Genomic DNA, 13742 nt, shown 5'->3' with positions numbered 1-13742 from the left:
TGATCTGCCGTCGCGTTTGTCAGTGCTGCTGGCGCAGCAGGCCGAGCAGTGCCTGCAGCGGGTGCGCCAGGGCCTGGTCGGAGAGCCGCTTGGCCTGGCTGCGGCAGGAGTAGCCGGTGGCCAGCAGCTTGCCGGCGTTGGCCGGGTCCTCCACCTGGGCTTGCCACGAGAGCGCGTAGATCGCCTTGGAGGTTTCGAGGTTGCGCGCCTCGTGGCCGTAGGTGCCGGACATGCCGCAGCAGCCGGTATTGATCAGCGAAAGCTCCAGGCCGAAGGCGGCGAACACCTGCTGCCACGCCTTGGGGCTGCCCGGGGCATTGGTGGCCTCGGTGCAGTGGCTGAGCAGCCGGTAGCCGGGGTCGTCGAGCGTCACGCCGCTGGGCGCCAGGCGGCGGGCATTGGTGACCAGCCACTCCTGCAGCATCAGCACCTCGGGCACGGCCTCGGCGCCCAGCGCTTTGACATACTCCTGGCGGTAGGTGAGCGTCATCGCCGGGTCGATGCCGACCAGCGCCACGCCGTGCTCGGCCAGGCTGCGCAGGCGCTTGGCCTGCTTGGCGGCGGTGCGCTCGAAGGCGCCGAGGAAGCCCTGTACGTTGAGCGGCTTGCCGTTGGGCGAGTAGGGCGCCACGAACACCTTGACGTCGAGCCGGCTGAGCAGCTCGACGATGTCCATCACCAGCTTGGCTTCGAAGTAGCTGGTGAAGGCGTCCTGCACGATCACCACGCTTCTGGCTTTCTGCGCCTCGGTGAGTAGCCCCAGCGAGGTGGGGGTGGCCTCCGCCACGCCCCAGGCGGCCAGCTGCTTCTTGAGGCTGGCGCGGGACAGCCGCGGGCTGTCGACCATGCCGATGGGCCCGGCCAGCAGCCGGTCGACCAGGCGGGTCTCGAGCAGGCCGTTGTAGAGCGGTGCCACCCGGGCCAGGGTCGGCACCATGAACTCCAGCCCGCCGATCAGGTAGTCGCGCAGCGGGCGCAGGTAGCGGCCGTGGTAGACCTCGAGGAACTGCGAGCGCACCTGGGGGATATTGACCTTCACCGGGCACTGGCCGGCGCAGGACTTGCACGCCAGGCAGCCGGCCATGGCGTCGTAGACCTCGTGGGAGGCGTCCGCCTCGCGCTTGCGGCGCAGGCTGTTGAGGCTGCGCTTGGGCAGGTCCTTGATAAAGCCCCAGGCGCCCTCGGCCTTCTTCTTGCGCGCCTCCTCGACCAGGTCGATGCCGGCGGCGTCCTGCTGGCGTAGCCATTCGCGGATCAGGCTGGCGCGGCCCTTGGGCGAGTGCACCCGCTCTCGGGTCGCCTTCCACGACGGGCACATGGCGTCGTCGGGGTCGTAGTTGTAGCAGGCGCCGTTGCCGTTGCAGTACACCGCGGCGGCGTAGGCCTGCCACACCCGCTCGTCGATGGTACGGTCGAGCTCGCCGCGGGTGGTGACGCCATCGACGGTGAGCAGGCCGGGGTCGAGTAGGCGCACGGGTTGTTCTTCAAGCGACTCGGAGGGAGTCGCAATCTTGCCCGGGTTCAACTGGTTGTGCGGGTCGAAGGCCGCCTTGACCCGCTGCAGGCTAGGGTAGAGCTCGCCGAAGAACTTGGGCGCGTACTCCGAACGTACGCCCTTGCCGTGCTCGCCCCACAGCAGGCCGTGGTACTTGTGGGCCAGTTCGGCGACCTCGTCGGAGAGCTCGCGGATCAGCGTCGCTTGCTCGGGGTCCTTCATGTCGATGGCCGGGCGCACGTGCAGCACCCCGGCGTCGACGTGGCCGAACATACCGTAGTCGAGGCCGCGCCCGCTGAGCGCGGCGCGCAGCTCGGCGATGAAGTCGGCGAGGTGCTCCGGGGGTACCGCGGCGTCCTCGATGAAGGGGATCGGACGCTTCTCGCCCTTGGCGTTGCCGAGCAGGCCCACGGCGCGCTTGCGCATGGCGTAGACGCGCTTGATCGCCTCGCGGCCGACGGCCTGGGTGTGGCCGAGCCGCTCGACGCTGGTGTCCTCCTGCAGGTGCTGGCAGAACGCCTCGACCCGCGCCGCCAGGCGCTCGGGGTCGTCGTCGTTGAACTCCACCAGGTTGATGCCGCGCACCGGGGTGTCGCCGGCGGGGAAGAACTCCGCCACGCTGTCCCACACGAAGTCGTCCATGGCCAGCAGCAGCACGCTGTCGTCGACGGTCTCGATGGAGGTGGGGCGCGCCTGGGCATCGTCGCCGTCGCCCATCAGCGCCTTGGCGTCGCGCAGCGCATGCATGTAGTCGGCGTAGCGCACGTTGACCAGGGTGGCGTGCTGTGGGATCGGCAGCACGTTGAGCACCGCCTCGTTGAGCAGGCCCAGCGAGCCCTCCGAGCCGCACAGCAGGCTGTTGATGTCGAGACGTCCTTCCGCGTCCCTGAGATGCGCCAGGTCGTAGCCGGTCAGGCAGCGGTTGAGCGGCGGGAACTTGGCGTCGATCAGCTCGCGCTGGGTGTCGATGATCTCGCGGGCGGTGCGGTAGGCGCGGCCGGTGGCATCGTCGCGGGCGCACAGCGCTTCCAGCTCGGCGTCGTCCACCGGGCGGCTGGTCAGGCGCTCGCCGCCGAGCAGCAGGGTGTCGAGCTCGAGCACGTGGTCGCGGGTCTTGCCGTAGGTGCAGCTGCCCTGGCCGCTGGCGTCGGTGGAGATCATGCCGCCGATGGTGGCGCGGTTGGAGGTCGAGAGCTCCGGGGCGAAGAACAGCCCGTGGGGCTTGAGGGCGGCGTTGAGCTGGTCCTTGACCACCCCGGCCTGGACCCGCACCCGGCGGTTCTCGACGTCGATGTCGAGAATCCGGTTCATGTGCTTGGAGACATCCACCACCAGGCCGTCGGTGAGCGACTGGCCGTTGGTGCCGGTGCCGCCGCCGCGCGGGGTGAGCACCACCCGGCGATGCTCGACCTGGCCGGCGAGATGGGCGATGCGCTGCAGGTCATCCGCGCCCTTGGGGGTGAGCACCGCCTGGGGCAGGCGCTGGTAGATCGAGTTGTCGGTGGCCAACACCGTGCGGTTGGCGAAGTCCGGGGCGATCTCGCCCTCGAAACCGGCCGCCTTGAGCGCCTCGATAAAACGCAGGTAGTGATGGTCGAGGTCGGGCAGGGCAGCGGGAGAGTCAGTATCCAGTCGTGCGATCATCGGTCGTTTCAAGCCATCGGTCGCGGGCGTCGGCTTTGGCAAGCCGCGCGGGCTGTTGGAGTCGTGCCACTACTCTACCCGAGGCGGATGCACCGCGCATCTTGATGCGCGGCGGGTGGCGTGGTGAAAGGGCGGGCTTTTCCCTACAATAAGCGGCTGATTGGCGTTTCCCCCACCACCGAATTGCGACGGACAGGATTCCATGCTCGATCCGAAACTGCTGCGTGGTGACCTCGAACAGGTTGCCCAACGACTGGCCACGCGTGGCTTTACTCTCGACACCGCGCGACTCGAGGCGCTGGAATCCCGGCGTCGCGAGATCCAGACCGAGACCGAGACCCTGCAGAACGAGCGCAACACGCGCTCCAAGGCGATCGGCAAGGCCAAGGCGGCCGGCGAAGACATCCAGCCGCTGCTCGACGAGGTGAGCGACCTGGGCGACCGCCTGGACGCCGCCAAGGCGCGCCTGGCCGAGGTGCAGGCCGAGTGGGATGCGGTGGTCGTGGGCCTGCCCAACCTGCCCCACGAGAGCGTGCCCCAGGGCGACAGCGAAGAGGAGAACGTCGAGCTGCATCGCTGGGGCACCCCGCGGACCTTCGACTTCGAGGTGCTCGATCACGTCGACCTGGGTGCCAAGTGCGCCAACCTCGACTTCGAGCTGGCGGTCAAGCTGACCGGCTCGCGCTTCGCGGTGATGCGCGGTGAGATCGCGCGCCTGCACCGCGCGCTGACCCAGTTCATGCTCGATACCCAGACCCTCGAGCACGGCTATGAAGAGTGCTACGTGCCCTACATGGTCAACGAGGCGTCGCTGACCGGCACCGGCCAGCTGCCCAAGTTCGGCGAGGATCTGTTCAAGCTCGACGACGAGCGCGGCTTCCACCTGATCCCCACCGCCGAGGTGCCGCTGACCAACTTCGCCCGCGACGAGATCCTCGACGCCAAGGCGCTGCCGATGAAGCTTACCGCGCATACGCCGTGCTTCCGCAGCGAGGCGGGCTCCCACGGGCGCGATACCCGCGGGATGATCCGCCAGCACCAGTTCGACAAGGTGGAGATGGTGCAGCTGGTCGACCCGGCCACCAGCTACGACGCCCTGGAGGAGATGCGCGGCCACGCCGAGGCGATCCTGCAGAAGCTCGAGCTGCCCTACCGGGTGGTGACGCTGTGCACCGGCGACATGGGCTTCGGCGCGGCCAAGACCTACGACCTGGAAGTGTGGCTGCCCAGCCAGGAGACCTACCGCGAGATCTCCTCGGTCTCCAACTGCGAGGACTTCCAGGCGCGGCGCATGCAGGCGCGTTTCCGTCATCCGGAGCAGAAGAAGCCGCAGCTGCTGCATACCCTCAACGGCTCCGGCCTGGCGGTAGGCCGCTGCCTGCTGGCGGTGATGGAGAACCACCAGCAGGCCGACGGCTCGATCACCATCCCCGCCGCGCTGCGGCCTTATATGGGCGGCGTCGAAGTGATCAACGCGTAAGACGTTCCATACGCGGAAACCCCACCGATGGTGGGGTTTCTGTTTCTTCCCTCTTCCTTCTTCGCTCTTTCTTCTTCAGTCCTGAATTTCCCAGCTCACGCTAACCTCGGCGTCGATGGCGATGGTGCCGGGGCGGTACTCGGCGCCGGCGCCCTGGCTCTCCATGGTGTCGGCGCGCATCGCCATCATGCGCGGCATGAACACCGGCGACTGCACCTCACTCACGCTGGTCACGCTGCCCAGGCTCACTTCCAGGGTGTCGGCCATCAGCTGCGCCTTGTGGCGGGCCTTCTCCAGCGCCTGGGTCAGGGCGCGGTCGGTGGCGGCGTCGCGGTCGTGGAGGTCGTACTGCACGCCGTCCAGCGCGTTGACGCCGGCCTCGGTGAGGGCATCGAGAATCACCGGCAGCTGCTCGAGATCGTCGATGGTCAGGGTGATCGGCCGCTCGAGCTGGGTGCGCACCAGGGTCTCGCGCTCGCCATCCTGCTGGCGCGGCGCATTGACATGGTCGGGCCGCACGTTGAGCGAGCCGGCGCTGATGGCGTCGCGCTCCAGGCCGGCCTCTTCCAGGGTGCGGATCAGCTCGCCGGTGCGCTCCTCGAGGCGCTCGCGGGCCTCGCGCAGGGCGTCGGGGTCGGTCTGCTGGTCGTCACCGGCAGCCACTGCCGGGGTGCGCTCCCATAGTCGTGCGCTGAGGCTGGCCTTGTCGGGGGTTACCTCGACGCTGGATTGGGCCTGCACGCTGAGGCGTGACTCCTGGGGGCGGGGCATGTCGGCCATCGCCAGCGGGGCCGCGAGGCTGGTAGCCAGCAGCAGCGCCAGTGGCAGAGCGAACGGACGACGCATGGAACGGGAGAGTATCATTGAGTGGCCTCCTTGCAGGTGTAGTGTGTGCTGCTTCGAGCGCGCTGGATGGGGGCGGTTCCCGGGTGGTACGCGTCTGCACCGTGTTTCCCTAATCTTTGGGGCCGCGGTGAAGCGGATTTGTCTCGGCGAGCAACTGCGCCCATCATGAAAGCAATCATAACGCCAGGAAGGCTCATGGATCCCGATTCGAATCAGCAGTCCCGAACCATCCCGCTCAACCTGACTCTGGCGCTGGCCGCGCTGGTGGTGATCATCGGTGGCATGAAGGCCGGCGCCGACCTGCTGGTGCCGCTGCTGCTGTCGCTGTTCATCGCCGTGGTGTGTACCGCACCGGTGCAGTGGCTCAACCGCCTTGGCCTGAGCCTGCGCAAGTCGGTCTGCGTGACCCTGCTGGTGATCGGCTCTTTCCTGCTGCTGCTGATGCTGCTGCTGGCCAATACCTTTAGTACCTTCATCGCCGCCCTGCCGGATATCGAGGAGCAGGCCTATACCTACTACTATGATCTGCTCAACTGGCTGGCCAGCCGCGGCATGTCGGTGCGGCCCGAGCAGTTCGCCCAGTGGTTCGAGGATGTCAACGTCACCCAGATGGTGCCGACCTTCCTCGGCCACCTGGGCAATCTGCTGCTGCAGAGCGTGATCGTCGGGCTGCTGGTGGTGTTCATGCTGTTCGAGACGCTCAATTTTCGTGACAAGGTGACCCAGGCGCTGCTCGACCCGGCGCCGAGCCTGCGCCGGCTCAGCGAGTTCAGCCTGACCCTCAAGCGCTACCTGGCGGTGAAGACGGTAATCAGCCTGGTCACCGGGGTGCTGGTATGGATCGCCTGCGTGGCGGTCGGCGTGGGCTTTCCGCTGCTGTGGGCGACCCTGGCCTTCGGCCTCAACTTCATTCCCAATATCGGCTCGGCGCTGGCGGCGATTCCGCCGGTGCTGCTGCTGCTGGTGTCGCCGGACGCCGGCTGGGGATCGGCGGTGGTGCTGGCACTCTGCTATCTGGCGATCAACTTCGTGATGGGCAACCTGGTCGAGCCGCGGGTGATGGGCCGTGCGCTGGGGTTGTCGACCTTCGTGGCGTTTCTATCATTGGTGGTGTGGGGCTGGATACTCGGCACGGTGGGCATGCTGCTCTCGGTGCTGCTGACCATGACCCTCAAGATCGCCCTCGATAGCCACCCGGACACGCGCTGGATCGCGCGGCTGCTGGGGCCAGGAGCGGAGAAAAAGGCGGCGGGAGACGAGATATTGCCGGGGCGGGTGCGCCTAAAACGACGGCGCCCCGATGATGAGGATCATCAGGGCGCCGAATAGCGACGTGGTGTCGCTGCGATCAGGCGTTCTGCTCGATGAACTGCGCGAGCTGAGACTTGGACTGTGCACCGACCAGTGAGGCGACCTTGGCGCCGGACTTGAACAGCATCACGGTGGGCACGCCACGCACGCCGTGCTCGGCGGCGATTTCCGGGGCATCGTCGACGTTGACGCTGACGACCTTGAGGTTATCTGCGCGCTCATCGGCGACTTCATCGACCACGGGCGCCATCATCTTGCAGGGGCCGCACCAGGGTGCCCAGAACTTCAGCAGGACAGGCTTGTCGGCCTTGAGGACCTCCTGCTCGAAGTTGGCAGTGGTGACATCGACGTTATTAGCCATGTAAATCTCCAGTTGCTTTGCGCTTTGTCGAGCGTGCTTTCGCAAGGTTAGCTGACCGATGTTAGCGGCAGCCCGCGTTGCTGGCAAATATCGCCTAGCCAATGCTGATGATAGCGGGGAGCTATCGGAAGGTGCCAGCGAGGCGGATCCCGCGCCGTTACGGCACCTGGCTTTATATGCTATAAAGTAATTTATAAATTCAGGCTTATTGCCTTGTCGTATTAGGCGGCCGATTCTTGCGGCCCGCCCACCAGCAAGAGGTTTCGGGGATGAAACTGCAGCAGCTGCGCTACATCTGGGAAGTCACGCGCCACAACCTCAACGTATCCGCCACCGCCCAGAGCCTTTACACCTCGCAGCCGGGGATTTCCAAGCAGATCCGCCTGCTCGAGGACGAGCTGGGGGTGGAGATCTTTGCCCGCAGCGGCAAGCATCTGACCCGGGTGACCCCGGCCGGGGAGGCGATCATCGAGCTGGCCGGCCAGGTGCTGCGCACCGCCGAGAACATCAAGCAGGTGGCCCAGGAGCACAGCGACGAGCGCCGCGGCAGCCTCTCCATCGCCACCACCCACACCCAGGCGCGCTATGCGCTGCCGCCGGTGATTCGCGACTTCACCCACAAGTACCCCGACGTGGCGCTGCACATGCAGCAGGGCACCCCCAAGCAGATCGCCCAGATGGTCAGCGAGGGGCACGCAGACTTCGCCATCTGCACCGAGGCGCTGGAGCTGTTCAACGACCTGGTGCTGCTGCCGTGCTACCGCTGGAACCGCTGCGTGCTGGTGCCCCAGGGGCATCCGCTGGCGGATGTCGAGACGCTGACCCTGGAGGCGCTGGCCGAGTACCCGCTGGTGACCTATGTGTTCGGCTTCACCGGCCGCTCGCAGCTCGACGACGCCTTCAAGGCCCGCGGCCTGACCCCCAATGTGGTCCTCACCGCCGCCGACGCCGACGTGATCAAGACCTACGTGCGGCTCAAGATGGGGGTCGGTATCGTCGCGCACATGGCGGTGGACCCCGAGGCCGACAGCGACCTGGTGGCGCTGGACGCCAGCCACCTGTTCGCCAGCTCCACCACCAAGATCGCCATTCGCCGCGGCACCTTCATGCGCGGCTATATGTACGACTTCGTGCAGGGCTTCGCCGCCCACCTCGACCGCAACCGCGTGGATGCCGCCCTGGCCGCCGGCCCGCGGCATGAGCAGGAGCTATTCGAGGGCATCGAACTACCCATGCGCTAGGCGAGCCTGAATCGCCGCGTTATAAATCAACGAGGCCCTACCGGTCGTGCGACCGGTAGGGCCTTCTGGTTCTGGGGGGATGGGCTCAGTGCTGGAGGTGCAAACCGCACTCCCGCTTCTCCTCCACCTTGGTGGGGTCGAAGTAGTCGAAGTTGTTGGGCAGGTCGTGCTGCTGCAGGTACTGGTACATCTCCTTGGCGGTCCAGTGCAGCACCGGGGCGACCTTGATCAGGCCGTCGGCGTTGCGCGAGACCGGCTGCATGCGAGCGCGCTCGGCGGTGTCTTCGGCGCGCAGCGCGGTGAACCACACCTCGGGGGCCATCTCGCGCAGGGCGCGCTGGAAGGGCTCGAGCTTGACCTCTTCGGTGAAGGCAGCGTGGCGCGGGTCGTCGATGCCGGGAAAGTCGCCTTCCAGGGCTTCACGATGGGCGCGGGAGCGCTGCGGATGGTAGGTGATCAGGTTGAGGCCGAGGCGCTTGACGACCTCGTCGACGAAGCGATAGGTCGCGGGGGTATTGTAGCCGCTGTCCATCCACACCACCGGGATGTCGGGCTGCACCTGGGTGACCATGTGCAGGATCACCGCTTCGAAGGGGCGAAAGTTGGTGGTGCAGATGGCGCGCTTGCCGAGGCTCAGCGCCCAGCGGGTGAGGGCCTCGGGGTCGTGGCCGTGCTGCTGGTTGATGCTGTCGATATCGAGTTCCATCAAAAGCTCCTGAAGGCGGAGAACCGCCGCTCTGGTGTATGGCGCCAGATTACCAAAGGCGGCGGGTAGCGCCCCAATATCGTTTGGTTAGGTCGTTATATAGCGAAAAGCGAGTTTGATGGTGCCTCGTTAGCGCATAACGTGATAAGGCGCGCCGCTGAGGTCAAGGCGTGGCGCTGTCGTGGTCCAGGGCACCCAGCAGGTGGCGGATCTTGTCCAGGGTCTCGTGGTACTCGGCCTCTTCGTCGGAGTCGGCGACCAGGCCACCGCCGCCCCACAGGTGCAGCTGGCCGGCGTCGGCCACCGCGGTACGGATGGCAATCGAGGTATCCATGTGGCCGCGCTGGTCGACGTAGCCGAGGCTGCCGCAGTAGGCGCTGCGCCGGCTGGGCTCCAGCTCGTCGATGATCTGCATGGCGCGCACCTTGGGCGCGCCGGTGATCGAGCCGCCGGGAAAGGAGGCCGCCAGCAGGTCGAGGGTCGAGCGTCGCGTGGCCAGCTCGCCGCGCACGCTGCTGACCAGGTGGTGGACGTTGGCGTAGCTCTCCAGGCCACATAGCTGCGGTACCCGTACGCTGCCGGGGCGGCACACCCGGCCCAGGTCGTTGCGCAGCAGGTCGACGATCATCACGTTCTCGGCGCGGTCCTTTTCGCTGGCCAGCAGCGCCTCGGCCAGGCGGCGGTCCTCCTCTGGCGTGGCGCCGCGCGGGCGGGTGCCCTTGATCGGTCGCGCCTCGACCTGGCCATCGTGGGCCTGAAGGAAGCGCTCCGGCGACAGCGACAGCACCGCCTTGTCGTCCCACGCCAGGTAGCCGGCGAAGGGCGTGGGGGTGGCCCGGCGCAGGCGCAGGTAGGCCTGCCACAGGTCGCCGTGGTAGGGCGCGCTGAAGCGCTGGGCGAGGTTGATCTGGTAGCAGTCGCCGGCCTGGATATAGGCCTGCACGCGGCGGAAGCGCTGGCCGTAGCCGTCGCGGTCGAGCTCGGCGGTAAACGGCGCGGTGATCTTGAACGGCGCGCCCTCGGGCGCCGCTGCGGCCAGCCACTGCTCGACCTCGGCGCGGCGCGCGGCGCTGGCCACCAGCCAGCTCTGCTGAGCCTGGTGGTCCTGGATCAGCGCCCAGTCGTAGAGGCCGACGCGGCTCCAGGGCAGGGCGGTGGCGCTGCGGGCGGCGCCGTCGAGCGGTTCCAGGCAGCGGCCGAAGTCGTAGCTCCAGAAGCCGATCAGCCCGCCGAGGAACGGCAGCTCGCTGTCGGGCGGATCGCACCTTAAGCTGGCCAGCAGCGCCTTCTGCGCCTCGATGGGCGTGCCCGGCAGGGGCTTGCCCTGGGCGTCGCGGGCCTGGCCGCGGGTGTCGATCTCGAGGGTCTCGAGGGGCCGCGCGCTGAGGATGTCGTAGCGGCCGCCGGGGCCGTGGGGGCGGCCGCTGTCGAGCAGCACCGCGCCAGGCTGCTGGCGCAGGGCGGCAAAATAGCCCAACGGGTCGGGCTGATAGGGCAGGGCGGTGATCTCGAGTGGTGATGTCATGCGGCACTTTCCTCAACGAGCGCCTCATTCTAGGCGTCGTTCGGGCGTTTGTCTCACCTGCCGTCAAGGCGTAGGCGACGGCCTATCAACGCCTTATGCTAAAATAGCATTATTGTTGACAATGTCTCGGTGGGCGGGCAGCGCAACGGTCGGGCTCTACGCCCAAAGGCGTAGGCCGCGCAGCGTAGCCGGTGCTTGATTCCTCGACGACGGCTGGGTAGAGTGCCTTTAGAACCCAATTGTCGACAATTAATCATGAATCAAGCCACGCCAGAACTGAATACGCCAGAAGTCCGCACCCTTGCCGAGCGGGTCTTCAACCAGCTGCAGGAGGCCATCGTGCGCGGTGACCTGGCGCCGGGCGCCAAGATCACCGAGCCGGGCCTGTCCAAGACCTACGGTATCTCCCGCGGGCCGCTGCGCGAGGCGATGCGCCGCCTCGAGGTGCATCGCCTGATCGAGCGGGTGCCCCACGTCGGCGCGCGGGTGGTCAAGCTGTCGATGAAGGAGCTGCTCGAGCTATTCGACGTGCGCGAGGCGCTGGAGAGCATGGCCGCCAGGCTTGCCGCCGAGCACATGACCGCCGAGGAGATCGCCGGGCTGCGCGAGGTGCTGGCGCTGCACGAACGCCAGGCCGACCTCAAGCGCGGCGAGGCCTATTTCCAGCGCGAGGGCGACCTGGACTTTCACTATCGCATCGTCCAGGGCAGCCACAATCGCATGCTGATGACGATCCTCTGCGACGACCTCTACTACCTGGTGCGCCTCTACCGCACCCAGTTCAGTGCCAGCGGCTCGCGGCCGCAGCGCGCCTTCGTCGAGCACCACCGCATCGTCGACGCCATCGAGAGCGGCGACGCCGAGCTCGCCGAGCTGCTGATGCGCCGCCACGTCAGCGCCTCGCGGGCCAATGTCGCCGAGCGCTATGCCGCGGTGCTCGAGCAGGAAGCCGGCCAGCCGGCGTCGTAACCACGTCATTATTCCGCCCCCTACAAGGAGAGCCCCATGAGCCATGCCACTCCCGGTGCCCGCTTTCGCGCCGCGCTCAACGCCAATCAGCCGCTGCCCATCGTCGGCACCATCAACGCCTATACCGCACTGATGGCCGAGCGGGTCGGGCACCAGGCGATCTATCTCTCCGGCGGCGGGGTGGCCAACGCCTCCTTCGGCCTGCCCGACCTGGGCATGACCACCATGAACGACGTGGTCCAGGACGCCCACCGCATCACCGGCGCCACTGACGTGCCGTTGCTGGTGGATATCGACACCGGCTGGGGCGGCGCCTTCAATATCTCACGCACGGTCAAGGAGATGCAGCGCGCCGGGGTGGCCGCCGTGCACCTCGAGGACCAGGTGGCCCAGAAGCGCTGCGGGCATCGCCCCAACAAGGCGATCGTCAGCCAGGCGGAGATGGTCGATCGCATCAAAGCCGCCGCCGACGCGCGCATCGACCCGGAATTCTTCCTCATCGCGCGCACCGACGCCTTCCAGATGGAGGGGCTGGATGCCGCCATCGAGCGCGCCAATGCCTGCGTCGAGGCCGGCGCCGATGCGATCTTCGCCGAGGCGGTGCACAGCCTCGACGACTACCAGGCGTTCTGCGACCGGGTCGATGCGCCGATCCTGGCCAATATCACCGAGTTCGGCGCCACGCCGCTGTTCACCCAGCAGGAGCTCTCCGAGGTGGGCTGCCAGATGGTGCTGTATCCGCTCTCGGCGTTCCGCGCCATGAACGCCGCGGCGCTCAAGGTCTACCAGAGCATCCACACTAACGGCCACCAGCGCGACGTGGTCGAGCTGATGCAGACCCGCGACGAGCTCTACGACTTCCTCAACTATCACGACTTTGAGCGCAAGCTCGACGCGCTGTTCGTGCAGGAGAACAACGCCTAGTTTGCGCAGCATGTCACGCCAACGCATACCCCATAACAATATCCAATATTCACCGGCCGGAAGGTTTGGGAGAAGGAGAACGTCATGACAGATAAACCCCTTGCGGGCGCCGGCCTGCGTGGCCAGAGCGCCGGTAGCACGGCGCTGTGCACCGTGGGCCAGAGCGGTTCGGGGCTGACCTACCGCGGCTACGACATCGCCGAACTGGCCGACAAGGCGCGCTTCGAAGAGGTCGCCTACCTGCTGCTCAAGGGCAAGCTGCCCACCCAGGCCGAGCTCGACGCCTACATCACCAGGATCAAACGCCTGCGCGGGCTGCCGGCGCCGCTCAAGGCGGTGCTCGAGCAGATCCCCGCCGATGCCCACCCGATGGACGTAATGCGCACCGGCGCCTCGATGCTCGGCAACCTCGAGACCGAGGAGCACTTCGATGAGCAGCAGGACGCCGCCGACCGCCTGCTGGCGGTGCTGCCGTCGATCATCTGCTACTGGTACCGCTACTCCCACGACGGCGTGCGCATCGATACCGAGACCGACGACGATTCGGTGGGCGGCCACTTCCTGCACCTGCTGCGCGACGAAGCGCCCAGCGAGCTGCACGCCCAGGTGATGAGCGTGTCGCTGATCCTCTACGCCGAGCACGAGTTCAACGCCTCGACCTTCACCGCCCGGGTGTGCGCCTCGACGCTCTCCGACATGCACTCCTGCGTGACCGGCGCCATCGGCTCGCTGCGCGGCCCGCTGCACGGCGGCGCCAACGAGGCGGCGATGGCGATGATCGAGAACTGGACCTCCGCCGACGAAGCCGAGCGCGAGATCCTCGGCATGCTCGAGCGTAAAGAGAAGATCATGGGCTTCGGCCACGCCATCTACCGCGAGTCCGATCCGCGCAACGCGATCATCAAGAAATGGTCCAAGCGGCTGGCGGAGGACGTCGGCGACAGCGTGCTCTACCCGGTTTCCGAGCGGGTCGAGGCGGTGATGTGGCGCGAGAAGAAGCTGTTCTGCAACGCCGACTTCTTCCACGCCAGCGCCTATCACTTCATGGGCATTCCGACCAAGCTGTTCACGCCGATCTTCGTCTGCTCGCGGGTCACCGGCTGGTGCGCCCACGTTTTCGAGCAGCGCGACAACAACCGCATTATCCGCCCAAGCGCCGACTATGTGGGACCGGACGCCCGCGACTGGCTGCCTATCGAGCAGCGCGACTGAACCGCGCGCCAGTGCCCACCGACCACGG

Annotated in this window: 11 protein-coding genes; 6 read left to right on the top strand and 5 right to left on the bottom strand. The window is 67.0% G+C overall.

Features of this window, described 5'->3' with window-relative positions; genetic code table 11:
* Positions 1 to 19: 19 nt before the first annotated feature.
* Complete coding sequence (gene ydiJ, locus QC821_RS10185; protein WP_309720554.1) at positions 20 to 3139, bottom strand: D-2-hydroxyglutarate dehydrogenase YdiJ; 3120 nt, start codon at positions 3137 to 3139, stop codon at positions 20 to 22.
* 202 nt (positions 3140 to 3341) lie between these two features.
* Between ydiJ and serS the strand changes: the two genes are divergently transcribed.
* Entirely contained in the window at positions 3342 to 4619 is a 1278-nt protein-coding gene (gene serS, locus QC821_RS10180; protein WP_309720551.1) for a serine--tRNA ligase, read from the top strand.
* A 75-nt stretch (positions 4620 to 4694) separates the two neighbouring features.
* On the opposite strand, the gene QC821_RS10175 is transcribed toward serS, so the two are convergent.
* On the bottom strand, positions 4695 to 5483 hold the full coding sequence (locus tag QC821_RS10175) for an SIMPL domain-containing protein (RefSeq protein WP_309720548.1): 789 nt from the start codon (positions 5481 to 5483) through the stop codon (positions 4695 to 4697).
* A gap of 177 nt (positions 5484 to 5660) precedes the next feature.
* Here QC821_RS10175 and QC821_RS10170 point away from each other — a divergent pair, with 177 nt between their 5' ends.
* The gene (locus QC821_RS10170) at positions 5661 to 6794 is read left to right on the top strand and encodes an AI-2E family transporter (protein ID WP_309720546.1); all 1134 of its coding nucleotides are present in this window, start codon (positions 5661 to 5663) and stop codon (positions 6792 to 6794) included.
* 19 nt (positions 6795 to 6813) lie between these two features.
* Here the strand turns inward: QC821_RS10170 and trxA are convergent, their stop codons facing one another.
* Entirely contained in the window at positions 6814 to 7137 is a 324-nt protein-coding gene (gene trxA / locus QC821_RS10165; RefSeq protein ID WP_095621872.1) for a thioredoxin, read from the bottom strand.
* A gap of 269 nt (positions 7138 to 7406) precedes the next feature.
* Between trxA and cysB the strand changes: the two genes are divergently transcribed.
* Entirely contained in the window at positions 7407 to 8378 is a 972-nt protein-coding gene (cysB, locus tag QC821_RS10160) for an HTH-type transcriptional regulator CysB (protein ID WP_309720542.1), read from the top strand.
* Positions 8379 to 8463: 85 nt separating this feature from the next.
* Here the strand turns inward: cysB and QC821_RS10155 are convergent, their stop codons facing one another.
* Both QC821_RS10155 and pabB read right to left on the bottom strand, forming a co-directional pair.
* Positions 8464 to 9084 (bottom strand): phosphoadenosine phosphosulfate reductase domain-containing protein, encoded by a 621-nt coding sequence (locus tag QC821_RS10155; RefSeq protein ID WP_076748623.1) that lies wholly within the window; start codon positions 9082 to 9084, stop codon positions 8464 to 8466.
* A gap of 163 nt (positions 9085 to 9247) precedes the next feature.
* Positions 9248 to 10609, bottom strand: coding sequence for an aminodeoxychorismate synthase component I (pabB, locus tag QC821_RS10150; protein WP_309720538.1), 1362 nt, complete (start codon positions 10607 to 10609; stop codon positions 9248 to 9250).
* 255 nt (positions 10610 to 10864) lie between these two features.
* Between pabB and QC821_RS10145 the strand changes: the two genes are divergently transcribed.
* The 3 genes from QC821_RS10145 to prpC all read left to right on the top strand — a co-directional run bounded on the left by QC821_RS10145 (position 10865) and on the right by prpC (position 13714).
* Positions 10865 to 11578 carry a GntR family transcriptional regulator gene (locus QC821_RS10145; RefSeq protein ID WP_095621876.1) on the top strand — a complete coding sequence of 238 codons (714 nt, stop codon included), beginning with the start codon at positions 10865 to 10867 and terminating at the stop codon, positions 11576 to 11578.
* Positions 11579 to 11614: 36 nt separating this feature from the next.
* Positions 11615 to 12502, top strand: a complete 888-nt coding sequence (gene prpB / locus QC821_RS10140) for a methylisocitrate lyase (RefSeq protein ID WP_309720535.1) — start codon at positions 11615 to 11617, stop codon at positions 12500 to 12502.
* Positions 12503 to 12586: 84 nt separating this feature from the next.
* Positions 12587 to 13714 carry a bifunctional 2-methylcitrate synthase/citrate synthase gene (prpC, locus tag QC821_RS10135; protein ID WP_309720532.1) on the top strand — a complete coding sequence of 376 codons (1128 nt, stop codon included), beginning with the start codon at positions 12587 to 12589 and terminating at the stop codon, positions 13712 to 13714.
* Positions 13715 to 13742: the final 28 nt, after the last annotated feature.

The sequence above is a fragment of the Franzmannia qiaohouensis genome (assembly GCF_031451695.1).
GTDB classification, from domain to species: Bacteria; Pseudomonadota; Gammaproteobacteria; order Pseudomonadales; family Halomonadaceae; genus Franzmannia; species Franzmannia qiaohouensis.
The sequence above is the reverse complement of the archived record's forward strand: the minus strand, read 5'-3'. Positions and strand labels throughout refer to the sequence as shown.